This is a genomic window from Saccharopolyspora gloriosae (assembly GCF_022828475.1).
Lineage (GTDB): Bacteria > Actinomycetota > Actinomycetes > Mycobacteriales > Pseudonocardiaceae > Saccharopolyspora_C > Saccharopolyspora_C gloriosae_A.
On record NZ_CP059557.1, the window covers coordinates 6,458,963 to 6,482,169 of the forward strand.

The following is a 23,207-nucleotide window of genomic DNA, read 5'->3' on the forward strand; positions in this document are numbered from 1 at the left end:
TTATGACTTCTCGCACACCGACGTGACCATCTGACCAGACTCCGGCAGTCAGGCGCTAGGGGTGAGCCGAGTAGTGGTGCTGATCACACGGTCCATCGTGTCCCCATCGCGGCCGTCGTACAGATTTGCCAGCATTTTCAACACGAAACGCATCAAAGTGGCCCTCGGCAGCCCGTGCTTGGTGGCCATCCGCATCACCGTCGGATTGCCAATCAACTTGCTGAAGATGTTGCCGAGCCGGAAGTACCCGCCCATCGCTTCGGACACCGCCGACGGGTACCGGCGCAAGGCGTGTTCCCGCGAAGGACCCTCCGGCCGTGCGTACGCGTGGACCACGCACTCGGCCGCCAATCGGGCGGATTCCATGGCGTAGGCGATGCCTTCGCCGTTGAACGGATTGACCATGCCGCCCGCGTCTCCGACGAGCAGCAGACCGTCCTGGTAGTGCGGCTTGCGGTTGAAGCCCATCGGCAGCGCCGCCCCGCCGATCTTGCCGGTGGCGTTCTCCTCGCGGAATCCCCACTCCTCCGGGGTCCCGTCCAGCCAGGAACGCAGCAGCTGGCGGTAGTCGGTCTTGCCGTAGGACTTGGACGTGGACAGCACGCCCAGCCCGACGTTCACCGTTCCGTCGCCCATCCCGAAGATCCAGCCGTAGCCCGGCATCAGCTTCGGCTCGGACGGCGTGGACCGGTCCCACAGCTCCAGGTGCGACTCAAGGAAGTCGTCCTTGGTGCGCGGGCTGTCGTAGTAGCGGCGCACCGCCACGCCCATCGGGCGGTCCTCGCGCTTGTCGATGCCCATCGACAGCGCCAGCCGGGCCGAGACCCCGTCACAGCCGAGCACCAGCGGAGCCCGGTAGGTCACGGGCTGCTTGTCCGGTCCGGTCTTGGCGGTGACACCGTCGATGCGGCCGGTCCGCTCATTCTTGACCGCTCCGGTCACAGTCGTCTGCTGCACCATCCGGGCGCCCGCGCGTTCGGCGTTGCGGGCGAGCAGGTCGTCGAAATCGTTGCGCGGCCGGACCACGCCGTACGGCGGGAAATCGGCGAGCTCGGGCCAGTCCAGCTCGATCGTCACGCCGCCGCCGACGACGCGGAGGCCGCGGTTGTGCAGCCAGCCCGCTTCCTCGCGGGTGTCGACGCCGAGGTCGACGAGCTGCTTGACGCCGCGCGGCGTGATGCCGTCGCCGCACACCTTCTCCCGAGGGAAGACGCTCTTCTCCAGCAGCAGCACGTCGAGGCCCGCGCGGGCCAGGTACGTCGCCGCCGTCGAGCCGGCCGGCCCGGCACCGACGACGATCACGTCGGCGTCGTCGTTCGGTCGGCGTCGGGGGGTCGCGCTGGTCATGACACTCCTTGATTGCCGTGCAGGTGCGGTGACCGCCACGGCGGAGGCACGCGGACGCACCTGATACCCGCACCGGTTCTCACGCCGGCCCGGCTCCGCCGTGACTCGGTGAACCCGCTTGTGAACGAGTTCACTATCTTTGTCGAGTCTAGGCCGGTGCAGGCACTCGATCGACCCCGAAAGATAGGCCGCCCGGGTGACTGTCCTCGCAGGTGAGGCACATCTCCGCCACCCCGCGAACCCGTCGGCACCGCACCGGAGCCCGCGAGGTGAATGTCCTGTTCGCCCGATACCGCCGGTCAAAGGGACCGTTCACTCCAGCGCAGGCACCAGGTGGACGCCCCCGTTGACCGGTGCCGAGGAGGCGTTGACCTCAGGTCGTCCAGGTGGCTTCGGGCGGGAGCGGGGTGTGGTGGGCGGTGAGCAGAGCCGCGCGGAAGGCCGCCGCCGCGGTGGTCAGCGGCCGGGCCGGGTCGCGGACGACGGCGATCCGCCGGTGCACCTCCGGGGCGTGCAGCGGCCGGTGTTCCAGTCCCGCGAAGCGCATCAGCGGCAGGACCAGGCCGGGGACCGCCGACACGCCCAGCCCCGCCGCGACGAGACCGGCGACGGCGGCGATGTTGCGCGCCGCGACCACCAGCTCCGGACGAGCCTGCGCCGCCGCGGTCGCGCGGTCGGTGTGCGCCCGGATGCTGCTGGTGGCGTCGAACCCGATGAAGGGCTCACCGTCCAGGTCGTCCCAGCGCAACGAGTCGCGGGCGGCGAAGCGGTGCTCCGGCGGGAACACGCAGCAGAACCGGTCCGCGGCCAGCGGGTGCGCTTCGAGGTCGTCACCGGTGTCGTCGAGCAGCACGGTCACGGCGAGGTCCACGTCCCCGGACCGCACCCTGCGCAGCACCTCACCGGACAGGGCGTCCTCGATCGACATCCCGATGCCGAGGTGCTCGGCGCGGTAGGCGGAGATCACCGGCGGCAGCAGGATCGCCGCGAGTGAAGGCAGCGTCGCCACCCGCACCCGTCCGTGCGCCCCGGCGAGGAACCCGTCGAAGTGCCGCATCCCGGCGTCGAAGGAGTCGGTGACGCGGCGGGCGATGGCGCAGAACTCGGCGCCCTCCGGGGTGGTCGTCAGCCGCCGGGTGGTGCGTTCGAACAGCGTGACGCCGAGCTTGCGCTCCACGTCGAGCACGGTGCGGCTCAGCGAGGACTGCGCGAGGTGCAGCCGCTCGGCGGCGGCCGTGAACCCGCCTTCCTCGTGCACCGCGAGGATCGCCCGGAGCTGCTGCAACGTCAGATCCATCCGCACAACGCATGAATCTATCAAGATTCGATGCTTGACCGGCATATGCGGACCGGACACAGTACTTCCAGCTCAACGCCGGAGGTGCCGCAACGATGCTCGCCGCGACCGGGTTCGTCACCATCGGGACGTTCCTCGCCTTAGTGCTGTCCCGACGGGTGTCGGTGCTGCTCGCGCTGACCCTGGTGCCGTTGGTGGCGGCACTGGTCACCGGGGCCGCTCCGAGATTGGGCGAGCTGATCGCCGACGGGCTGAGCACCGTCACGCCGGTCGCCATCATGATCACCTTCGCGGTGCTGTACTTCAGCCTGATGTCCGACAGCGGGCTGTTCGACCCGCTGGTGGCGCGGATCCTGCGCTGGGCGAAGGGCGATCCGCTCAAGATCACGGTCGGCACCGCGGTGCTGACGCTGCTGGTCGGCCTCGACGGCGACGGCTCCTCCACCTTCCTGATCACCTGCACGGCGATGCTGCCGATCTACCAGCGGCTCGGCATGCGGCGGATCCTGCTGGCCGGGGTGATCGGGCTCGCCGCCGGTGTCATGAACATGACCCCGTGGGGCGGCCCCGCCGCCCGCACCATGGCGGCGCTGGGCGCGGACAGCTCCGAGGTGTTCCTGCCGATCCTGCCCGCCATGCTCGGCGGGGTCGTGTGGGTGCTGGTGGTGTCGGTGATCCTCGGCCGCGCGGAGCGCAAGCGCCTCGGCGTCGGCGAGGTGCTCGAGATCGAGCAGCCCGAGCTGGACGGCCCGGCGCGCATCCGGTTCCGGTTGAACCTGGTGCTCACGCTGCTGCTGGTGGCGGCGCTGCTGGCGCAGCTCGCGGACCTGGAAGTGCTGTTCGTGGTGGCGTTCCTGCTGGCGCTGCTGATCAACCGGCGGTCCTGGAGCGGGCAGCAGGAGCTGTTCACCAAGCACGGCCACAACGTCGTGCTGGTCACCACGATGATCTTCGCGGCGGGCGTGTTCACCGGCATCCTCACCGGCACCGGCATGATCCAGGCCATGGCGGAGAGCCTGGTCTCCGTCGTGCCCGCCGGGGCGGGCGGCGTGTTGCCGGTGATCACGGCGGTGCTGGGGATGCCGTTGAGCCTGGTGTTCACCGCCGACGCCTACTACTTCGGCGTGGTGCCGGTGCTGGCCGAGACGGCGGCGGCGCTCGGCGGTGACCCGCTCGCCGTGGGACGGGCCGCGGTGCTGGGGCAGATGACGACCGGTTTCCCGCTGAGTCCGCTGACGGCGGCGACGTTCATCCTGCTCGGCCTGACCGAGGTGGATCTCGGGGAACACCAGCGGTTCCTGTTCAAGTGGGCGTTCGGCACGACGCTGGTGATGACGGTGGTGGCGGTCCTGACGGGTGCGGTGTGATGACGCGGATCGGGAGCGGTGCCGGTTTCGCCGGCGATCGGATCGAGCCCGCGGTGGCGCTGGCCGAGCACGCCGGGCTGGACGACTTGGTGCTGGAGTGCCTGGCGGAACGCACCATCGCGCTCGGCCAGCAGCGCAGGCTCGCCGACCCGGGCCTCGGCTACGACCCGCGACTGCGGGCCAGGTTCGAGCGGCTGCTTCCGGTGGCGGCTCGCCGGGGCGTGCGGGTGCTGACGAACATGGGCGCGGCGAACCCGCTCGCGGCCGGGGAGGTCACTCGCGAGCTGTTGCGGGAGCACCGGCTGCCGGGCCGGGTGGCGGTCGTGACCGGTGACGACGTGCTCGCCGAGCTGGATCTCGCGGCGCCCGCGTGGGAGGACGGGATCGCGCTGGGCGAGCACGGCGAGGTCGTGTCCGCCAACGCCTACCTAGGCGCGGACGCGCTGCTGCCCGCGCTGACGACCGGTGCGTCGGTGGTGCTCACCGGCCGGGTGGCCGACCCGTCGCTGTTCCTGGCGCCGCTCGCGGACCGGCTCGGCTGGGACCTCGCCGATCCCGATCAGACCGCGGCGGGCACGCTCGTCGGGCATCTGCTGGAGTGCGCCGGGCAGGTCACCGGCGGCTACTTCGCGGACCCCGGCGTCAAGGACGTGCCCGGCCTGGCCGACTTGGGGTTCCCGTTCGCCGACGTGTCGCCCGACGGTGCGGCGGAGCTCGGGAAGCTCGACGGCACCGGCGGCGTGGTGAGCCGGGCGACGGTGCGGGAACAGCTGCTCTACGAAGTCACCGATCCCACCGGTTATCGCACGCCGGACGTGGTGCTGGACTTCCGCGAGGTCACGGCCACCGAGGCCGGGCGGGACCGGGTGCGGATCGCGGGTGCTCGCGGGCGGTCCCGGCCGGATGAGCTCAAGGTCAGCGTCGGCTACCGGGCCGGTCACCGCGCGGAGGCCGAGATCAGCTACGCCGGGCCGAACGCCGCCCGCCGCGCCCGGCTCGCCGCCGAGGTCGTCACCGAACGGCTCGGCGGCACCGGACTGCGGGTGCGCGCGGAGGTCCTCGGGCAGCTCGGCGACTCCCCGTCGGCCACGGCCGAGTGCAGGCTGCGGGTCGCCGCGCTTGCGCCGGACGGTGAACGGGCCGATCTGGTGTGCCACGAGGTCGAATCGCTGTACACGAACGGTCCCGCCGGGGGCGGCGGAGTGCGCACCTCGGTGCGCGACGTGATCGGGATCGTGTCCACCTCGATCTCCCGCGACCTGGTGCGTCCGCGGGTGACGGTGCTGGAGGCCGACGATGCTGCTGCATGAGCTGGCGCACTGCCGAGCCGGGGACAAGGGCGACATGTCGACGCTGTCGTTGTTCCCGCACGACGACGCCGATTTCGAGCTGCTGCGCCGCGAGGTCACCACCGACCGGGTGCGCACGCACCTGGCGGACCGAGTGCGCGGGGAGGTCCTGCGCTACGAACTGCCGAACCTGTGCGCGCTGCAGTTCGTCTGCCACCAGGCGCTCGACGGCGGGGTGACGACGTCACTCGCCCTGGACACCCACGGCAAAACCCTCAGCCACCGCCTGCTCGCCCTCCGGCTGACCGAACTTTGATCTTGTACGCGCCGGCGATCGCACTCGCCCTGTCAGCGGTAAGCCGATGAGCAGCGACCACCAAAGCAACAGGACCACCGGCGGGTTCTCAGCTGTCTCGCGAGGACGGCTTTTCCCTCGTGGCGGAGCCACTCGGGAAATAACCCCGCAACGGAAGACACCTGAGGTTCCGCCACCCGGACACCAAAGCAGAACGAGCAGCGATCACTCAGGCTTGAAAGCCCGGTGCACGGCGACGGCTCCGCCCATGAGGTCGCGCCAAGCGACCCGAGACCAGCCCGCCTCGGCGATCTTCGCCGACAGCTCCTGCTGGTCCGGCCAAGCCCGGATGGACTCGGCGAGGTAGACGTACGCGTCCGGGTTGGACGACACGGCGCGCGCGATGGACGGCAGCGCCCGCATCACGTAGTTCATGTACACCGTGCGGAACGGTTCCCAGGTGGGAGTGGAGAACTCGCACACCACGAGCCGCCCGCCGGGCCGCACCACGCGGGCCATCTCCCGCAGCCCCGCCACGGTGTCCACCACGTTGCGCAGGCCGAACGAGATCGTCGCCGCGTCGAACGAGCCGTCCGCGAACGGCAGGTGCAGCGCGTCCGCGGCCACCATCGGCAGCCCGCGATCCCGGCCCACCGACAGCATGCCGAGCGAGAAGTCGGCGGCCACGCACCACGCGCCGGACCGCGCGAGCTCCACGGTCGACACGCCACTGCCCGCGGCCAGGTCCAGCACCCGCTCGCCCGGTTTCGGGGCGACCGCCTGCGTGGTGATCTGCCGCCACCGCCGGTCCTGGCCGAACGACATCACCGTGTTCGTCAGGTCGTAGCGCTTCGCGACGCCGTCGAACATCGCGGCGACCGCTTGCGGATCCTTGTCCAAACCGGCACGAGACACGCCTGCAGCCTACGTGCAGCGCACGCTCACGCGGCCAGCCGGTCGGCCCCGGGACGCCCGATGACCTCCCCGTAGTGGCCGATCAACTGCTCGCACAGCGCGGGCCAGGTCCGCTGCGCGACGGACTCCCGCGCGGCCGTGCCGAAACGGGACCGCAGCCCCGGATCCCGCAACGTTGCGATGGCCGCGCGGAGCCGCTCGGCGTGCGCTTCGGCGTCGTGCGGCGGCAACAGGTAACCGGTCCGGCCGGGCAGCACCAGGTCGCGCGGGCCGCCCGCGTCGGGCGCGATGGCGGGGACGCCGGAGGCCATCGCCTCCTGCACCGACTGGCAGAACGTCTCGTACGGGCCGGTGTGCACGAACACGTCGAGGCTCGCGTAGATCCGCGCCAGCTCGTCGCCGGTGCGCAGCCCCAGGAACGCGGCGCCGGGGAGGTCCGCGGCGAGCGCCTCCCGCTGCGGTCCGTCGCCGACCACCACGACCCGCACCCCTGGGACGTCGACGAGCGCCGCGAGCCGCTCGACGTGCTTCTCCGGGGCGAGCCTGCCGACGTAGCCGACCAGCAGCTCCCCGTTCGGGGCAAGCTCGGCGCGCAGCGACTCGTCGCGCTTCGCCGGGTGGAACCGGGCGGTGTCCACACCGCGCCCCCACCGGTGCACTCGTGGGATGCCGTGTTCGCGCAACGCCTCCGCGGCCCAGGTCGACGGCGCGAGCGTGCGGTCCGCACCGCAGTGCAGCCGCCGCGTCCAGCGCCACGCGGCCCGCGCCGTCAACCCCAGCCCGTACGACTCGGCGAACCCGGCGACGTCGGTCTGGTACACGGCGACCGTCGGCACGCCCAGCTTCCGCGCCGCCGCGAGCCCCCTGGCACCCACCACGAACGGCGAGGCCAGATGCACCACGTCCGGCTGGAAGTCCTGCAACCCCTGCAGCAACCGGCGGGTCGGGAACCCGATCGGCAACGAGGACACCACCGGGATGTCCACCGCGGGCAACCGGATCACCGGAATGCCCGCATGCTCCTCCGGCCCCGCCCCCGGCGCGATCACAAGAGCCTCGTCACCCCGGCGACGCAAATGCTCGATCACCCGCAGCACCGAGTTGGTAACCCCGTTGACCTGCGGAAGGAAACTCTCCGACACGATGGCGACCCGCACGACGACACAGTCCCGCCCCACCCCGGCGAAGAGGCGACCCCCAAATGACGCCCCCCAGAACACCAACGTAAAAACCAGCCAACTACCAAGAAGAATCCGTACAGCCGACGGCGAAGAGCCACAAAGGGCGGGCCAAGCCGCGCTTGCCCCGCAGCCAAAGACAGTGCCTCGCGGCGCAGCCGTGCCTCGCAGCGCAGCCGTGCAGTCGGCGGCGAAGCCCGCCAAGGGCAAAGCGAAGCAAGCCTGCCTCGCGGCCAAAGGCCGTGCCTCGCGGCGCAGCCGTGCCTGGCGGCCGAAGGCCGTGCCTTGCGGCGAAGCCGTGCCTTGCGGCCGAAGGCCGTGCCTGGATGCGCGTCAGCGCATAGCCCACGCAAGCAAAACGACCACCGGCGGGTTCTCAGCGGCCTTCTCGCGAGGACAGCAGCCCGGACCCAGATTTCGCTGTGTATCGGACATACATGAGAAATGGATCCCGCAGCGAGAAGGCCGCTGAGGTTCCGCTACCCAGACACCCCAGCAACAAGAGCCCTGGAAGTAATCACTAAAACCAACCTTCCACGCACCACACCAACCACACACCAAGCCCGGGAAGGCCCTAAAACCCCACCCACACGCCAAGCCGAACAAGACTCCAAAACCCCCGCCCACACGCCAAGCCAGGGAAGTCCCTAAACCCCACCACACGCCAAGCCGGACAAGACTCCAAAACCCCCGCCCCGCACACCAAGCCTCGCAGCTTCGCGGGCAAAGGTCGGCAGGTTCTCTTTCTGTGTCCATCTTGGTGTGGCTTCGCATACACCCGGGGTCATGACACTGGAGCGGCATGACGGTCTTGCCTTCGCAGCCTTCCCACGGCATCGAGCCCGGACTTGTTTCCCGTGCGCTGGAGGTCGCCGGGCGGCTCGCGAACGATGCCGCCGACGTGATCACCGCGACGGCGGGGCGGGGAGCTAGGCCCGCGGCTTCGGAGTCACCGTTCGACTGGGTCACCGATACGGGGCGCACCTTGGAGCGGCACACGCGGCGCGTGCTGGGTGACGAGTTCCCCGGTGTGCCGGTGTTCGGCGAGGAATTCGACTCCGACCCCGAATGGTCCACGTCGGTCGCCGACCAGCTCACGGCCCGGTCGGGTTCGGCCCGGTACCGCTGGTCCGTCGATCCGGTGGACGGGACGGCGAACTACGTGGCGGGCATGCCGTGGTGCGCCTACAGCCTCGCGATGCTGGACGAGCACGGCCCGGTGGTGGGGGTGGTGGCCGACCCGTACCGCTCCCAGATCTACGCGGCCGCGCGGGGCCGGGGCATGCGGGCGAACGGCACCCCGGTGCGGCTCGCCGACCAGAAGGAGACTCGCGCGGGCATCGTGTGCACCGAGCTCACCCGCAGCGGGACGTGGCCGGGCATGGACCGGTTCATCAGCAACGCGACGAAGGCCCAGGTGGGAGTGCGGTTGCTGGGCTCTCCGGCGTTGGCGATCGCGCAGGTCGCGTTGGGGCATGCCACGGCGGCGGTGTTGGACTCCTACGAGGAGTGGGATGTGGCGGGTGCGCTGGCCCTGGCCGTCGAGTCGGGTGCCGCCGTGCTGGACCGGCGGGGCGAGCCTGCGACGTTACCGATGGGCGGCCTGCTGGTGGCGGGTCCGGCGGTGGCCGGTGACGTGCTGGAGTGGTGGCAGCAGGCCGCGCTCTGATTCGTCACGTCCCGGCCCGTTCCGTCACGTTCCGGACAGCGCGGGCGCCGAGACCGGCAGGTCGAGCGGTGCCGCCGCGGTGCGCTCGACCGACCCGAACACCGCCGACATGGGGCGCAGCAACGGGAATTGGTCGCGCAGCACGGCGACCTGGCGGTGCATCCGGTGCAGATCGGGCGCGGCGACGAGTTCGACGACGATGTTCAGCACGTGATCGGCGATCACGCCGAAGCGTTCGGCGACGTCGGCGATCTGCCCGCGCACCCGCCGGAGCACTTCATCGCCGTGTTCGGCGTCCGGCAGACCCCGCGAGCCGGTGTTGAGGCCGCGCCCCACTTCCACCAACGCCTCCACGCTGGGGAGTTCGGCGTCCATCCGGCGCACCACCATCAGCAGCGCTTCCCGCGCCCGCGCGGAGGACACGGAGTCGACGGCGCACCTGGCCCGCGCCACCGCCTGCTCACATCGGTGCAGATCGCGCAGCAGCACCGTGTCGGCGTGGTGCGGTCGGCCGAGTCCGTGGTCCTTCGGCGGCTCGCCGGCCGGCTGCGGCCGGTCCTCGGGGGGCACCGGCCGGTTCCGGAACCTGCTCCAGGCCAGCAACGTGCCGGCCGCGCCCAGCGCTCCCGCGAACATTCCCGCCACCACTGCCAACCAGAAACCGTTCATCTCCAGTTGCGCCTTCCGCTCGGTTTCCGCGTACCACCTTCGCCCCCAAGACGGTCCTGCGGCGGACCCGCCGGGTTTTTCCCGGCATCACGCCTACTTTGCCCGCACGACCGCCGTGGATCGTGCGGGAAAGTACTCATTCGCGGAAACGGAATCATCACGGTCCGAGCGGGTCGGCCCGCACCAGGTGCTGCATGTCGGCGAGCACGAACGGCATCGACTCGGTGTGCTCCCCGTAGCGGCCGCCGGTGTCGGGCGAGGGCGCTTCGGCGAGGTCGGGCAGATCGAGCCGGGCCACCGACAGCGTCTCGTCCAGCACCGCGGCCACCTCGATGCGCACCACGTCCGGGAGCACCGCGCAGTTCGCCGCGGCGAGCCTGCGCTCCACCGGGTGCACCGCGAACAGCTCACCGGCCAGCGGCCACACCCGTTGCAACGCGTCGAACATCCGGGTGCGCGATTCGGGGCCGCCGTCGCCGAGCCTGATCACCCACTGCGCGGCGTGCTCGCGATGCCGCAGCAGCACCCGCCACGTGCGCATGGCGATGGCCGAGAGCAGCGGGTCCCGGGTGTCCGCCAGCCGCTCGAACACGGCGTGGCGCCACGAGGTGAACAGCAGCAGCCGGGCGATGGTCATGGCGAAGTCACCGCCCGGCCCCGGGCCGCAGTCGATCTCGGCGAGCCGCACGTTGCGGAACCGGCTGCTGTCGCGGTGGTAGGCGAGCACGTCGGCGTCCCGGCCGGCGCCTTCGAGTTCCGCGGCGCGGGCCAGCAGCGGCCGGGCCTGGTCGAGCAGGTCCACGGTGATCGCGGCCAACGCCGCTCCCTCTTCCAGGTCGGGACCGCGCACGCCCCACGCGGACAGGCGGTGCGCCAGCAGCAGCGCGTCGTCGCCGAGCATCAGGCAGTACTGCGCGAGATCCGCCGGGACGGCACCGTCCGGCACCGCCCGGTTCGCCGCCGGAGTCGCCGGGGCGGCCAGGATCCAATCGGGCCGTTGGGGTTCTGGCGCGGGCATGTCCTGCCCGCCGGGGCCGGGCGCCGCCGCACCGTTGGATGCGGGCCACCTGTCCTGGTCTCCGGCGGCGGACGTCCGCCCGGGCCACCGGTCGCCGAAATTCTTCGTGTCCATGACGCGCTCACCCACCTCGCGGGGGCCGCACCGGGTGGTGCGGGCTGGACCGCTGGTCGCGAGACCACTTGACACTCGCTGGTGGGGTCGAGCCCCACCGGTTCACCCGCTACTGCGGGGTCACCTGAGCTCACTGTGGTCGCCGTGCCGAGCGGCGCGAAAGGGACGGAATTCCCGGTTCAGCGTTCGTCGCGGGACGGGGAACCACGGCGCAACAGCCAGTACGCCCCGCCGACGACGACCCAGAGTCCGGCGAGCCAGGCGCTCACCGGCAGCAACGAGAGCACCATGCCGCGGTCGGCGACCCGGACCAGGTCGGGGTTGCGCGTGTCGTATTCGACGCGGACGAACTGCCCTTCCTGCAGGCCGGCGGGGTAGAGCACGCCGTCCTGGGGGATGTGCACTTGACCTTCGGGGGTGCTGAACCGGATGACGGTGCGGGTCAGCGAGGTGTCCAGCACTTCGGCCACGCCGTCGCCGCGGGATTCGGCGATGGTGCGGTCGTCGATGCCGCAGGCCACGATCACGGACAGGCCGAGCACGGTCAGCAGCACGCCGAGGACCAGGACTCCACGGGCGCAGGCGCGGCGGATGCGCCGAGCGGGCCACCGCCCACCGTCGTCCGTGCCTCCCCCGGCCACCGGTCCGGTCGCGTCCGGGGACACCGCGTCGTTCGCCACGATCGCCGATTGTAGGAGTCGGTTGATGACCTTCTCTGGGCGCCGCACCTAGGCTCTACGCGTGGCGCCATCCCCGAGTCCGCTGACCGTCCGCACCGTCGCGATCCCCGAAGGTGACCCGCGGCATGCCGCGGAGCTGCTGGAGCTGCTACCCGACCGGGCTCCGCTGAGCTGGGTCCGCGGCGGGGAAGGCCTGGTCGGCTGGGGTTGCGCGGCGCGTTTGGACACCTCGGGGCCGGAGCGGTTCGCGGCGGCCGACGCGTGGTGGCACGCGTGGTGCGAGGGCGTGGAAGTGCGCGACGAGGTGGGCTTGCCGGGTACCGGTCCGGTCGCTTTCACCAGCTTCGGGTTCGCCGACCGGCCGGGGGATTCCGTGCTGGTGGTGCCGGAGGTCGTGGTGGGGTGCCGCGACGGCGTCCGCTGGATCACGACCGTCGGGGAGCCGTCGCCGCATCCGGTGCGACCGGTGGGCGGCCCCGGCACGGTCCGCTACGAGACGGGCGCCGTGTCCGCCGAGCAGTACCGGCGGGCTGTGGTGCAGGCGGTGCGGATCCTGCGGTCCGGGGACTCGGCTCCCGCGACCGCTTCGGTCAACGGCACCGGGGCGGATTCGGGTGCGGTGCGGAAGGTGGTGTTGGCGCACGATCTGCTGGCGACCACGTCCGAACCGTTGGACGCCCGCTACCTGCTGCGCGCTCTCGCGGCCCGCTATCCGGGTTGCTGGAGCTTCGCGGTGGACGGCCTGGTCGGTGCGACGCCGGAGCTGCTGCTGGAACGGACCGGTCGCCGCATCCGGTCCCGGGTGCTGGCCGGGACCACTTGGCCGAGGCCCGGTGTCAGTGCGGACGATCTCGCCACGAGCCTGCTCGGGTCGGCGAAGGACCTGTCGGAACACGCGTTCGCCGCCGAGTCGCTGGCCGCTGAGCTCCGGCCGTTCTGCGGTGAACTGGCGGTACCGGAGCGACCGGAGGTCCTTCGGCTGCGCAACGTGTTGCACCTGGCCTCGCACATCACCGGTGAGCTGCACGATCACGCGGCGAGCAACGGGGTCGGGGCGTTGCTGCGGCTCGCGGCCGCGGTGCATCCGAGCGCCGCGGTCGGCGGCACTCCGACCGGAGCGGCAGTGGAGTTGATCAAGCGCCTGGAGGGCATGGATCGCGGGCGCTACGCCGGTCCGGTGGGCTGGGTGGACGACGCGGGCAACGGGGAACTGGGAATCGCGTTGCGCTGCGCGCAGATCGAGGCCGAAGGTGCCTCCGATGCCCCTGGTGGCGGCCGGGCTCGGTTGTTCGCCGGGGGCGGCATCGTCGCCGAATCCGATCCGGATCTGGAGGTCGCGGAGGCGGCGGCGAAGCTGCTGCCGGTCCGCGAAGCGCTCGACGGTCCCGGCTGATCTCGTCAGTCGACCGGTGGCCGGTGGTGCCGGGACGGTCGAATCGTCCCGGCACCCCGGACCACGGCTTGATCAGTTGTGGTCGTGGTCGTGCACGTGCTGGTGGGTGGCGTCGATCTCGGCCACCGAATCCGGGGCGACCACTCCGGCTCGCGTGGCCGAAGCGGGAATCCCGTTCTCCGGAGTGGGGGCGGGTTTGCCCGGCGTGAACAGCCACGCGTGGAAGAACTCGTCGAGCTGCTTGCCGGACCGCTGCTCGGTCAGCTCGATGAACTCCTCCACGGTGCCGGTGGAGTACTGCTTGTCCTCGACCCAGGTGCGCACCACGTCGAGCAGCGCCTCCTCGCCGATGACATTGCGCAGGGCGTGCAGGCTCAGCGCGCCACGGTCGTAGACGGCGTCGCTGAAGATGTTGTCCGGGCCGGGCTCACCGGGAGCGACCTGCCAGAACGGGTCGTCGGCCGGGATCGACGAGTAGTAGTGGTCGAACAGTTCCTGCGCCGTTCCGGTGCCCTGCTGTTCCGACCACAGCCATTCCGCGTAGCTGGCGAAGGCCTCGTTGAGCCAAATGTCGCGCCAGGTGTCCACCGACACCGAGTCGCCGAACCACTGGTGGGCGTTCTCGTGCACGACGACGGAGGTGTTGGCGCCGTTCTGGAAGAACTTCGGGCTGTAGGTCGGGCGGGTCTGGTTCTCCAGCGCGAAGTTCAGGCCTTCCGCGGGCACCACGCCGCCTTGCGCCTCGAACGGGTACTCGCCGAACAGGCCGGACAGGAAGTCCAGCACCTCCGGGGTCCGCTCGACGCTGGCCTTGGCCGCGCCCTCCGCCTCGCCGAGGCCGTCGGCGTAAGCGGTGACGAAAGGCTGGCCGAAGGCCCCGGTCTTCGTGTTGATCGCGTACTGGCCGATGCCGAGGAACGCCAGGTAGGTGGCGGTCGGCTTGGTCGTGCGCCACTTCCACGTGGTGCGGCCGGCGAGCGAGGAGGTGTCGGTGTTCACGCCGTTGGACAGCACTTCGGTGCCGTCGGGCACGTCCACGGCGATGTCGAAGGTGGCCTTGTCCCTGGGGTGGTCGTTGCCGGGGAACCACCAGGCGGAGATCTCCGGTTCACCGATGGCCAGTGCGCCGTCCGAGGTGCGGCTCCACGGGCTGATTCCGCCGACCTCGACGCTGGAGGGCACGCCGTCGTATTCGACGACGAACGTGGCCTGGGCGCCGGCGGGCAGTTCCGCGGTGGGCGTGACGGTGAGTTCGGTGCCCTGCTGTTGGAAGGCCGACGGGCTGCCGTTGACCCGGATCGACTTCACCGGCAGCGCGAAGTCGAGGTTGAACGCGGTGAGGTTCTGGGTCGGCTTCGCCACGATGGTCGTGGTGCCGGTGAGGTGGTCGTCCTGCGGCTCGTAGCGCAGCCGCACGTCGTAGTGCGACACGTCGTAGCCGCCGTTGCCGTACTCGGGGAAGTACGGGTCGCCCGCGCCCGGCGCCCCGGGGCTGCCGGTGCCCGCGGAGGCGGGGGTCGCCAGGAACGCCACGGCGCAGCACGCGGCCGCCGCCACCCGTAGACCGGTTCGCTTGAACACCAGGGCACCTCCCGAAGATCAGGTTTGTTTTCCAGCAGCGTACGAAGACGATCTGGCCCGCGCGAGAACCCGGAAGTGGAGCTTTTTTCCCAGACCCGAACGAACTTCGGCAATGTCCACCGACGAATCTCCCCACGTCGCCCCTCCGACCCAGCCGGAACAAGTGCCAACAACGCCCTTTCCCCAGTTCACAAGGCATCCCGAGCATCCATCGAATCGACCGCGAAATCCCCGCACGAACAAGCGAGCAGCACTCACCAACCCACAGAACACGCACCGATTCACCCGCATTCAAGCCACACGAACTCCCAAGAAGTGAGAAAAAGCCCCTCTCGACCCACCACCAGCAAAGCCGAGCCTCAACAGCAAAGCCACGCAGCCAACGGCGAAGCCGTGCTTCGCGGCCAAGCCCGCAAAGGGCGACGAAGTCCCACCTGCCCTGCGGCCGAAACCCGTGCCTGACGGCAAACCCGTGCCCCGCGGCGAAGCCGTGCCCCGCGGCGAAGCCAACTCCTTGCGGCCGGAGGCCGTGCCTGGATGCGCGAAGCGCATAGCCCACGTCGAAAAAACGACCACCCGCGGGTTCTCAGTTGGTCTCTCGCGAGGACAGCTTTTTCCCTCGTGGCGGAGCCACTAGGGAAAAAGATCCCGCAGCGAGAGACCAACTGAGGTTCCGCCACCCGACCACCCAAGCAAAACGACCGGAACCTCAACCAACAAGTACGGAACTAACGGCGGCTTGGAGGCGGGCGTGGAGACTCCGAGTCTCAGCTCTATCGGCCTGTATCTCGACGACGCGCAATCCCGGTGGCCCGTGCAGGGCGTCCGGGAAGTCCGAGCGCTGCCGCACCCGCACGTGGCCCACTCCGTGCGCCGCGCACAGCTGGGCTAGGTCGGTTCCGTGCGGGGTGCCGAAGACCCGCTCGAACGAGCCGCGATGCTCCGGGCCGCCCTGCTCCAGCAGCGAGAAGATGCCGCCGCCGTCATCGTTGAGCACCACGATCGTCAGGTCCGGGCGCTGTTCCTGCGGCCCCAGCAGCAGCCCGTTCCCGTCGTGCAGGAACGTGAGGTCGCCGAGCAGTGCGTACGTCGGACCGTTGTGCGCCAGCGCGGCGCCGATCGCCGTCGAGACCGTGCCGTCGATCCCGGCCACGCCGCGATTGCGGTGCACCGCGACGTCCGGGCGGTGCCGCGCGGCCAGCGCCACGTCCCGGCTCGGATTCGACGATCCCAGCACCAGCAGTGAGCTGGCGGGCAGCTCGTCGACCAGGTCCCTGGCGAGCACTGGTCCGTTCGGCCAGCGCTCCAGGTCGAGCGCGGCGTGCAGCGCGGCCGCCACCTTCTGGTCCGCCTGCTGCCAGGCCGTGAGCCAGTCCGGGTCGGCCGTCCGGGTCGGCCCGGCGTCGAAGGTGTGCGCGACCTCCCGCACCGCGTGGCCGGGCGACGGCCAGTCCGCATCGCCGCCGTGCGCCAGCAGCACCTCCACACCGGCATCGGTGAGCAGCGACTGCACTTGGCGGAACACCGTCGGCCTGCCGACGCACAGCACCTGCTCCGGCTGGTGTTCGCGGACGAACTCGGCCTGGTTCAGCAGCCACATTCCGGTGCTGATCGCCGCGCCGCCGGGGAGTCCGACACCACCGGTCTCGGAGAGCACCGGCCAGCCGTACCGTTCGCCCCAGGCACCGGCCGCTTCGGCGCTGCCGTCGGCGGCGAGCACCAGCCCGCGCCGCGCCGTCGGACCGCGCAGGCTGCTCGGCCTGCCGCCGTCCACGGCGATCTCGGTCCAGGGCGCGTCGTCGGCGCGTCCGTCCATCGGCTCGCACCATTCGAGGTCGCCGGTCGGTACCAGCGGCTCCCGGAACGGCAGGTTCAGGTGCGCCGGACCGGATCGAGCCGTGCCCAGCGCGGCCCGCGTGGCGCGGCACACCTGGCTGCGCCAGTAGGCCTGCTGCCCCGGGCGGTTCTCCGCGACGCCCAGCTCATCGAAAAACCGGACCTGCGGCCCGAACATGCGGTGCTGGTCGATCGTCTGGTTGGCCCCGGCCGCCCGCAGTTCCGGTGGGCGGTCCGCGGTGAGCACGATCAGCGGGATCCCCGCCTCGGTCGCTTCGCTGACCGCGGGATGCAGGTTCGCCGCGGCGGTGCCCGACGTGCCCGCCACCACCACCGGCCGTCCGCTGCGCGCCGCCAGCCCCAGGGCCAGGAAGCCCGCGCTGCGCTCGTCGATGCGGACGTGCAGCCGGACCCGGCCCGCCTGCGACGCGCGGTGCAGCGCGAACGAGAGCGGCGCGTTGCGCGACCCCGGGGAGAGCACCACGTGCCGAACCTGATTGCGAATCAGCTCATCAACGATGACCTCGGCCTGTGCCGTGGACGGATTCAACCCATCACCCCGGACTCCCTCGCACGCTGCCTGATCGCTCCCAGTGTCGCCGGGGCCGCCGGACCGCTTCGACCCGGTGTCGTCCCGACCGAGCGACGTGCCGCCGCTCACACCGGCCGACGCCCTCCTGGTGTTCAGCACGCCGAGACGGGCCCTATTGTCCCAGGCGTGCTGAACTCGCGTGTCTCTGAGCTGTTCGACCCGGCCGTGTGGGAACCCGTCAGCGGGTTCGACTTCACCGACATCACGTATCACCGCTGCGTCGAGGAGGGTCCCGGACGGGGCACCGTCCGCATCGCCTTCAACCGGCCCGAGGTCCGCAACGCCTTCCGCCCGCACACCGTGGACGAGCTGTTCCGGGCGCTCGACCACGCGCGGATGTGCAGCGATGTCGGGGCCGTGCTGCTGACCGGGAACGGGCCGTCGCCGAAGGACGCGGGCTGGGCCTTCTGTTCCGGCGGCGATCAGCGCATCCGCGGCCGCTCCGGCTACCAGTACGCCGCCGGTGAGACCGCCGACACCGTTGATCCGGCGCGGGCCGGACGGCTGCACATCCTGGAGGTGCAGCGGCTGATCCGCTTCATGCCCAAGCTCGTCATCGCGGTCGTCCCCGGCTGGGCCGCGGGCGGCGGGCACAGCCTGCACGTCGTGTGCGATCTCACCCTCGCCAGCGCCGAGCACGCCCGCTTCAAGCAGACCGACGCCGACGTCGGGAGCTTCGACGGCGGCTTCGGCAGCGCTTACCTGGCCCGGCAGGTCGGGCAGAAGTTCGCCCGCGAGATCTTCGCGCTCGGCCGCGCCTACGACGCCGAGCAAGCGCACCGGATGGGGATGGTCAACGAGGTCGTGCCGCACGCCGAACTGGAGACGACCGCCCTGCAGTGGGCACGGGAGATCAACGGCAAGTCTCCGACGGCGCAGCGCATGCTCAAGTACTCGTTCAACGCGATCGACGACGGCCTGGTCGGACAGCAGCTGTTCGCCGGGGAGACGACGCGGCTGGCATACATGACCGATGAGGCCGTCGAAGGCCGGGACGCGTTCCTCCAGCGCCGGGAGCCCGACTGGACGCCGTTCCCCTGGTACTACTGACCGACCCCGGACGGCGCCGGTCGCCGATGCCGGGACCGGGCGGGCCGCGCCTCGGGCCGTGGTCCGCCCGGTGATCGGGTGGCCGCAGGAGTTCATCGTCCGCACCGCCTTCGCTCGCAGGTCGCTCTGACAAGACCATCGACCCGCCGAGTCGAACAGTTGAGCGATATCATCCGAACTGGTGATCGAAGGCCTGGTGACAGAAGGCACGCTCACCGCCCACCTCCGCATCGGCCCGATCGGCGGCAAGCGCAAGATGGCGGGCATGCCGTCAGCCCGCGAACCTCGGCCGACCCGCGACCCCCTGCAGGCCCGCGAACTCCGGCCGTTGCCCGTCCCGGCAGGCCCGCAGGCGTCGACCGTGCTCCCCGCGCTGCGCCGCGCCCTGGACGGCGACGGTCCGGCGCTGCTCCCGGTGGCACCGGACGGGGATACCTCGACCGTCGAAGCGATGGACGTGAGCACCCCGCTGCGCTCCGGCGAGGACGATCCGGCGGACCCGACCGCCCTGGTCATCGCCACTTCCGGTTCGACGGGAACCCCGAAGGGCGTGCTGCTGCCAGCCTCGGCGCTGCGCGCGTCGGCCGAGGCCACGCACCGGGGGCTCGGCGGTCCGGGGCACTGGCTGCTGGCGATGCCTGCGCACCACATCGCCGGAATCCAGGTGCTGGTGCGGGCGCTGCTCGCGAAGACACCGCTGGAAGCGGTGGACGCCTCTGCGGGTTTCCGCCCGGACCGGTTCGCCGCGGCCGCCCGCCGCACCCTCGCCGCCCCGGGCAGGCACTACACGGCGCTGGTACCGACCCAGCTGCGCCGCATCCTGGACGATCCGGAGGCCTCGGCGGCGCTGTGCGAGTTCGACGCGGTCCTGCTCGGCGGCGCCGCCACCCCGCCCGCGCTGCGCGAGCAGGCCACGGCGGCGGGCGTGCGGGTGGTGACGACCTACGGCATGAGCGAGACCGCGGGGGGCTGCGTGTACGACGGTGTCCCGTTGGACGGCGTGCGGCTGCACGTCGAGGCAGCCGAGGACGGTTCCGGACCGGTCGCGCTGGCCGGACCGACGCTGGCCCGCGGCTACCGAGGTCAGGACGTGGCGAGCGCGTTCCGCGACGGCTGGTTCCACACCGGCGACCTGGGCCGCGTGAACGGGGACCGCCTGGAGATCCTCGGCAGAGCCGACGACGTGATCATCACCGGCGGCGTGAACGTCGCACCCGTCCTGGTGGAGCGCGTCCTCACCGAGCATCCCGGTGTCCGGGAGGCGTGCGTGCTGGGCGTCGACGATCCGGAATGGGGCCAGGCCGTGGTCGCCGCCGTCGTCCCCACCGATCCCGAGGCGCCACCGCCCGTGGCGGATCTACGCAGGTCAGTGCGAGAGCGCGCGGGCGCACCGAGCACACCGAAGCGCATCGAGTTCCTCGCCGAGCTGCCGCTGCGCGGGCCGGGGAAACCGGACCGGCGGTCGTTGCGCGCGACTCTCGGCCAGTGACGACGAGTGATGCGCGAAGATGATTCCCATGGCGACCGTGAAGCAGTGGATTGAGGGCGCACGCCTGCGGACGTGGCCGAACGCGATCGCGCCGGTCCTGGTCGGCACCGGGGCGGCGACCGGAGTGGACGAGCGGAGCGTTCCGATCGCGCTGCTGGCGCTGGCGGTGTCGCTCTTGCTGATCACCGGGGTGAACTTCGCGAACGACTACTCGGACGGAATCCGGGGCACCGACTCCGATCGGGTCGGACCGTTCCGGCTGGTCGGTTCCGGCGCCGCCGATCCGATCGCGGTGCGCAACGCGGCGTTCGGCTGCTTCGGCCTGGCCGCGATCGCGGGCATCGCCGTTGTGGTCCTGAGTGGACAGTGGTGGATGCTGGCGGTGGGCGCGCTGTGCATCGCGGGCGCCTGGTACTACACCGGCGGCAAGCGGCCGTACGGCTACGCGGGCCTCGGCGAGATCTCCGTGTTCGTGTTCTTCGGCCTGATCGCGGTGCTCGGCACGATGTTCGCGCAGGCGGGCACGATCAGCGGTTTCGGCGTCGGCGGCGCGGTGGCGATCGGCTCGTTCTCCAGCGCGGTGCTGGTGGCGAACAACCTCCGCGACATCCCCACCGACCGGGTCACCGGCAAGCGCACCCTGGCGGTGCTGCTGGGCGACCGCGACACCCGAACCCTGTACGTCACGCTGGCCCTGATCCCGTTCCTGATCACCGTCCTGATCGGCCTCCGCAATTCCTGGGCACTGCTGGGCTTCCTGGCCTTACCCCTCCTGATCAACTCCGTCCTGGCGGTGACCCGAGGCGGCACCGGCCGCAAACTGATCCCCGCCCTCCGAGACACCGGCCTGGCAATGCTCGCCTGGGGAACCGCAACGGCCCTGGCCCTAGCCTTCGGCTGACGACCACGACGAAGCAGTGCAGTCGGCGGCGAAGCAGTGCAGTCGGCGTCGAAGCCCGCGAAGGGCGGGCAAAGCCCCGCCTGCCTCGCGGCCGAAGGCCGTGCCTTGCGGCGAAGCCGTGCCTTGCGGCGAAGCCGTGCCTTGCGGCGCAGCCGTGCCTGGATGCGCGTCAGCGCATAGCCCACGTCGAAAAAACGACCACCCGCGGGTTCTCAGTTGGTCTCTCGCGAGGACAGCTTTTTCCCTCGTGGCGGAGCCACTAGGGAAAAAGATCCCGCAGCGAGAGACCAACTGAGGTTCCGCCACCCGACCACCAAAGCCAAACGACCGGACGAATCAGTCCACTGCAGAAAGAACGTACTGAGCTATTCCCTGGGCGGCGTCGCACTCGTCAGAGTCGGCCTCAGCGGACTGCACCGTGACCTGCAGGGTCCCCCGCCCGACTCCCGCGAACACGCTGCACTCGTTGGCACGCAGCGTCTTCGTCCCAGGGACTTCGCCGAGCCGTACTTCGTCCTCACCGAGCCCGGCGTACTCCTGGGGCTGGGAGGCGATCAAGATCGACCGAACCCCGCTCTGCGCCTCGAACCGGCAGCCGCGCACCGGCGGGTCGAATCCGATCTCGCGCGCAACCCCGGGCCGCACGGCGTAGCCGAACCGTCCGAGTTCGTCGACGTTGATCAGCCCGCACAGTTGTTCCGCGGAGGCCCCGGCGAGGTCCTGGCGCCGTTCCGGCGGCACTTCGCGGGTGATCGATGGGGTGACGGTCTCCGGTTCGGCCTGGTCGCTGCCGCTCGTCGTGGGTGTGCTGCTCGGCGCGGGCGGCGGGCCGCCGGAGGTGCACCCGGCGAGCACGACGGCGAGCGCGGGTACCAGCACGGCGGCGGAGATCGTCGGCCGGCGCATGCCCCTCCTCGGACTAGTGGCTTGATCGCAGACTACGTGTCGCAGGAGGGCTCGCCGTCGCTCACCCGGCGAGCGGCCAGGTTCCGCTGCGGTGGAACTCGGCGAGCGTGTCGAGCGGCCCGGTGAGGTCGAGGCCCTGCTCCGCCACCCATTCGTCGTCGTAGTAGGTGTCGGCGTAGCGCTCACCGCCGTCGCAGAGCAGCGTGACGATGCTGCCGGTCCTGCCGTCGCGCACCATTTCGGAGACGAGCCCGAAAACGCCCCACAGGTTGGTGCCGGTGGAGCCGCCGACGCGGCGGCCGAGCACGTTCTCGGCCCAGCGGATGGTGGCGATCGAGGCGGCGTCCGGCACCTTGATCATCCGGTCGATGGCTTGGCCGATGAAGGACGGTTCGACCCGCGGCCTGCCGATGCCTTCGATGAGCGAACCGCGTTGCCCGGTCCGGCCGGGGTCGCCGTCGCACCACGCTTCGTAGAACACGGAGTGTTCCGGGTCGACCACGGCGAGCCCGGTGTCGTGCCTGCGGTAGCGGATGTAGCGGCCGAGGGTGGCGCTGGTGCCGCCGGTGCCCGCGCCGGTGACGATCCACTCCGGGCTCGGGTGCCGTTCCAGCGCGAGCTGGTCGAAGATCGACTCGGCGATGTTGTTGTTGCCCCGCCAGTCGGTGGCGCGTTCGGCGTGGGTGAACTGGTCCATGAAGTGCCCGCCGAGTTCGGCGGCGAGCCTGCGGGATTCGTCGTAGATCGCGCCCGGTTGGTCCACGTAGTGGCAGGTGCCGCCGTGGCGTTCGATCAGCGCCACTTTCTCCGGGCTGGTGGAACGCGGCATCACCGCGATGAACGGGAGTCCCAGCAGCTGGGCGAAGTGCGCTTCGGAGACCGCGGTGGATCCGGAGGACGCCTCGATCACGGGGGTGTTCTCCGTCACCCATCCATTGCAAATGGCGTACAGGAACAGGGATCGGGCGAGCCGGTGCTTGAGCGAACCGGTCGGATGAGTTGACTCGTCCTTGAGGTAAAGGTCGATCCCCCACGCCGAGGGCAGCGGGAATCGCAGCAGGTGCGTGTCGGCGCTGCGGTTCGCGTCGGCTTCGATGATGCGAACCGCTTCACTGGTCCAGGATCGGGTGCGTCCGCAGGAGCGATCCGCCACCACGCCGGAGACGTCCGCATCAGTCCTGGTCATCGGCCTGCCCTCGGTCACCGCGGAGCTCGGCGCGGAGTTGTTCGCGGCGCCGGGCGCGGTGCACCATGCCGGTGGCGACGCGTCGGCGCAGTCCGCCGAAGACCACCATGGACAGCGGCATCACCACCACCACGGACACCGCGAGGGCGACCAGCAGCGGCACTCCGCAGAGGGCGATCACGGCGGTCACCGCGAGCAGCATGGCCAGCCTGACCACGGTGTACAGCGCGATGTCCCGCGCCAAGTTGGTCGGCGGGGCCGACTCCGTTACCGATGCCGTTCGCTGTTCCTGCACGTCAACCAGGGTAGAGCACGGCCAGTGCGACAATCCCCCACCCCGTATCGCCCGAAGCGCCGCTTTCGTCCCTTACCTTCCCTTTACCTGGAGTCGAATGTTCGAGTACCTGACCATCGAAGTGCCAGGATGCGACCGGA

20 protein-coding genes are annotated in these 23,207 nt (G+C 70.8%); 8 read left to right on the forward strand and 12 right to left on the reverse strand.

Annotation, left to right across the window (positions count from 1 at the left end; all coding sequences use genetic code 11):
* Nucleotides 1–48 precede the first annotated feature (48 nt).
* Together H2Q94_RS28450 and H2Q94_RS28455 are read right to left on the reverse strand one after the other, a co-directional pair.
* Nucleotides 49–1,347, reverse strand: coding sequence for a geranylgeranyl reductase family protein (locus H2Q94_RS28450; protein ID WP_243790204.1), 1,299 nt, complete (start codon nt 1,345–1,347; stop codon nt 49–51).
* Nucleotides 1,348–1,720: 373 nt separating this feature from the next.
* On the reverse strand, nt 1,721–2,644 hold the full coding sequence (locus tag H2Q94_RS28455) for a LysR family transcriptional regulator (protein ID WP_243790205.1): 924 nt from the start codon (nt 2,642–2,644) through the stop codon (nt 1,721–1,723).
* A 95-nt stretch (nt 2,645–2,739) separates the two neighbouring features.
* Between H2Q94_RS28455 and H2Q94_RS28460 the strand changes: the two genes are divergently transcribed.
* The 3 genes from H2Q94_RS28460 to H2Q94_RS28470 are packed head-to-tail and all read left to right on the forward strand — an operon-like array spanning nt 2,740 to nt 5,616.
* Entirely contained in the window at nt 2,740–4,011 is a 1,272-nt protein-coding gene (locus H2Q94_RS28460; RefSeq protein WP_243790206.1) for a CitMHS family transporter, read from the forward strand.
* Complete coding sequence (locus tag H2Q94_RS28465) at nt 4,011–5,321, forward strand: acyclic terpene utilization AtuA family protein (RefSeq protein WP_243790207.1); 1,311 nt, start codon at nt 4,011–4,013, stop codon at nt 5,319–5,321. The genes H2Q94_RS28460 and H2Q94_RS28465 overlap by 1 nt, the downstream gene beginning before the upstream one ends.
* Nucleotides 5,308–5,616 carry an AtuA-related protein gene (locus H2Q94_RS28470; RefSeq protein ID WP_243790208.1) on the forward strand — a complete coding sequence of 103 codons (309 nt, stop codon included), beginning with the start codon at nt 5,308–5,310 and terminating at the stop codon, nt 5,614–5,616. The genes H2Q94_RS28465 and H2Q94_RS28470 overlap by 14 nt, the downstream gene beginning before the upstream one ends.
* 204 nt (nt 5,617–5,820) lie before the next feature.
* Here the strand turns inward: H2Q94_RS28470 and H2Q94_RS28475 are convergent, their stop codons facing one another.
* Together H2Q94_RS28475 and H2Q94_RS28480 are read right to left on the reverse strand one after the other, a co-directional pair.
* Nucleotides 5,821–6,510 carry a demethylmenaquinone methyltransferase gene (locus H2Q94_RS28475; RefSeq protein WP_243790209.1) on the reverse strand — a complete coding sequence of 230 codons (690 nt, stop codon included), beginning with the start codon at nt 6,508–6,510 and terminating at the stop codon, nt 5,821–5,823.
* A 26-nt stretch (nt 6,511–6,536) separates the two neighbouring features.
* Nucleotides 6,537–7,667: a glycosyltransferase family 4 protein gene (locus tag H2Q94_RS28480; RefSeq protein WP_243790210.1), complete on the reverse strand. Its 1,131-nt coding sequence runs from the start codon at nt 7,665–7,667 to the stop codon at nt 6,537–6,539.
* Between the two features lie 823 nt (nt 7,668–8,490).
* On the opposite strand from H2Q94_RS28480, the gene H2Q94_RS28485 reads away from it, so the two are divergent.
* A complete protein-coding gene (locus tag H2Q94_RS28485; protein ID WP_243790211.1) occupies nt 8,491–9,357 on the forward strand; it encodes an inositol monophosphatase family protein in 867 nt (288 codons plus the stop codon).
* A 24-nt stretch (nt 9,358–9,381) separates the two neighbouring features.
* Here H2Q94_RS28485 and H2Q94_RS28490 read toward each other — a convergent pair whose 3' ends face one another.
* The 3 genes from H2Q94_RS28490 to H2Q94_RS28500 all read right to left on the reverse strand — a co-directional run bounded on the left by H2Q94_RS28490 (nt 9,382) and on the right by H2Q94_RS28500 (nt 11,838).
* Nucleotides 9,382–10,026, reverse strand: a complete 645-nt coding sequence (locus H2Q94_RS28490; RefSeq protein ID WP_243790212.1) for a hypothetical protein — start codon at nt 10,024–10,026, stop codon at nt 9,382–9,384.
* 157 nt (nt 10,027–10,183) lie between these two features.
* On the reverse strand, nt 10,184–11,158 hold the full coding sequence (paaC, locus tag H2Q94_RS28495) for a 1,2-phenylacetyl-CoA epoxidase subunit PaaC (protein ID WP_243790213.1): 975 nt from the start codon (nt 11,156–11,158) through the stop codon (nt 10,184–10,186).
* A 179-nt stretch (nt 11,159–11,337) separates the two neighbouring features.
* On the reverse strand, nt 11,338–11,838 hold the full coding sequence (locus tag H2Q94_RS28500) for a DUF3592 domain-containing protein (protein ID WP_243790214.1): 501 nt from the start codon (nt 11,836–11,838) through the stop codon (nt 11,338–11,340).
* 61 nt (nt 11,839–11,899) lie between these two features.
* Between H2Q94_RS28500 and H2Q94_RS28505 the strand changes: the two genes are divergently transcribed.
* Nucleotides 11,900–13,231 carry an isochorismate synthase gene (locus H2Q94_RS28505; RefSeq protein ID WP_243790215.1) on the forward strand — a complete coding sequence of 444 codons (1,332 nt, stop codon included), beginning with the start codon at nt 11,900–11,902 and terminating at the stop codon, nt 13,229–13,231.
* 72 nt (nt 13,232–13,303) lie between these two features.
* On the opposite strand, the gene H2Q94_RS28510 is transcribed toward H2Q94_RS28505, so the two are convergent.
* The gene (locus tag H2Q94_RS28510) at nt 13,304–14,812 is read right to left on the reverse strand and encodes a M1 family metallopeptidase (RefSeq protein WP_243790216.1); all 1,509 of its coding nucleotides are present in this window, start codon (nt 14,810–14,812) and stop codon (nt 13,304–13,306) included.
* Nucleotides 14,813–15,521: 709 nt separating this feature from the next.
* The gene (gene menD / locus H2Q94_RS28515) at nt 15,522–17,198 is read right to left on the reverse strand and encodes a 2-succinyl-5-enolpyruvyl-6-hydroxy-3-cyclohexene-1-carboxylic-acid synthase (RefSeq protein WP_243790217.1); all 1,677 of its coding nucleotides are present in this window, start codon (nt 17,196–17,198) and stop codon (nt 15,522–15,524) included.
* 168 nt (nt 17,199–17,366) lie between these two features.
* Here menD and H2Q94_RS28520 point away from each other — a divergent pair, with 168 nt between their 5' ends.
* The 3 genes from H2Q94_RS28520 (at nt 17,367) to H2Q94_RS28530 (ending at nt 20,680) form a co-directional block, all read left to right on the forward strand.
* Nucleotides 17,367–18,290: a 1,4-dihydroxy-2-naphthoyl-CoA synthase gene (locus tag H2Q94_RS28520; RefSeq protein WP_243790218.1), complete on the forward strand. Its 924-nt coding sequence runs from the start codon at nt 17,367–17,369 to the stop codon at nt 18,288–18,290.
* A 265-nt stretch (nt 18,291–18,555) separates the two neighbouring features.
* Nucleotides 18,556–19,779 carry an o-succinylbenzoate--CoA ligase gene (gene menE, locus H2Q94_RS28525; RefSeq protein WP_397545501.1) on the forward strand — a complete coding sequence of 408 codons (1,224 nt, stop codon included), beginning with the start codon at nt 18,556–18,558 and terminating at the stop codon, nt 19,777–19,779.
* A 28-nt stretch (nt 19,780–19,807) separates the two neighbouring features.
* Entirely contained in the window at nt 19,808–20,680 is an 873-nt protein-coding gene (locus tag H2Q94_RS28530) for a 1,4-dihydroxy-2-naphthoate polyprenyltransferase (protein ID WP_243790220.1), read from the forward strand.
* A 336-nt stretch (nt 20,681–21,016) separates the two neighbouring features.
* Here H2Q94_RS28530 and H2Q94_RS28535 read toward each other — a convergent pair whose 3' ends face one another.
* From H2Q94_RS28535 to H2Q94_RS28545, 3 genes are all read right to left on the reverse strand, one after another.
* Entirely contained in the window at nt 21,017–21,586 is a 570-nt protein-coding gene (locus H2Q94_RS28535; protein WP_243790221.1) for a DUF3558 family protein, read from the reverse strand.
* Between the two features lie 61 nt (nt 21,587–21,647).
* The gene (gene cds1, locus H2Q94_RS28540; RefSeq protein WP_243790222.1) at nt 21,648–22,772 is read right to left on the reverse strand and encodes an L-cysteine desulfhydrase Cds1; all 1,125 of its coding nucleotides are present in this window, start codon (nt 22,770–22,772) and stop codon (nt 21,648–21,650) included.
* On the reverse strand, nt 22,759–23,067 hold the full coding sequence (locus H2Q94_RS28545) for a DUF4229 domain-containing protein (protein WP_243790223.1): 309 nt from the start codon (nt 23,065–23,067) through the stop codon (nt 22,759–22,761). Before H2Q94_RS28545 ends, cds1 begins: the two co-directional genes overlap by 14 nt.
* Nucleotides 23,068–23,207: the final 140 nt, after the last annotated feature.

Bases quoted from the DNA above. Each gene is read 5' to 3' on its own strand.
- H2Q94_RS28450 (WP_243790204.1), bottom strand. From the start codon at position 1,347: ATGACCAGCGCGACCCCCCGACGCCGACCGAACGACGACGCCGACGTG.
- H2Q94_RS28470 (WP_243790208.1), top strand. From the start codon at position 5,308: ATGCTGCTGCATGAGCTGGCGCACTGCCGAGCCGGGGACAAGGGCGAC.
- H2Q94_RS28535 (WP_243790221.1), bottom strand. From the start codon at position 21,586: ATGCGCCGGCCGACGATCTCCGCCGCCGTGCTGGTACCCGCGCTCGCC.
- H2Q94_RS28460 (WP_243790206.1), top strand. From the start codon at position 2,740: ATGCTCGCCGCGACCGGGTTCGTCACCATCGGGACGTTCCTCGCCTTA.
- H2Q94_RS28490 (WP_243790212.1), bottom strand. From the start codon at position 10,026: ATGAACGGTTTCTGGTTGGCAGTGGTGGCGGGAATGTTCGCGGGAGCG.
- H2Q94_RS28455 (WP_243790205.1), bottom strand. From the start codon at position 2,644: ATGGATCTGACGTTGCAGCAGCTCCGGGCGATCCTCGCGGTGCACGAG.
- paaC (WP_243790213.1), bottom strand. From the start codon at position 11,158: ATGGACACGAAGAATTTCGGCGACCGGTGGCCCGGGCGGACGTCCGCC.
- H2Q94_RS28485 (WP_243790211.1), top strand. From the start codon at position 8,491: ATGACGGTCTTGCCTTCGCAGCCTTCCCACGGCATCGAGCCCGGACTT.
- H2Q94_RS28465 (WP_243790207.1), top strand. From the start codon at position 4,011: ATGACGCGGATCGGGAGCGGTGCCGGTTTCGCCGGCGATCGGATCGAG.
- cds1 (WP_243790222.1), bottom strand. From the start codon at position 22,772: ATGACCAGGACTGATGCGGACGTCTCCGGCGTGGTGGCGGATCGCTCC.
- menE (WP_397545501.1), top strand. From the start codon at position 18,556: ATGCCGTCAGCCCGCGAACCTCGGCCGACCCGCGACCCCCTGCAGGCC.
- H2Q94_RS28530 (WP_243790220.1), top strand. From the start codon at position 19,808: ATGGCGACCGTGAAGCAGTGGATTGAGGGCGCACGCCTGCGGACGTGG.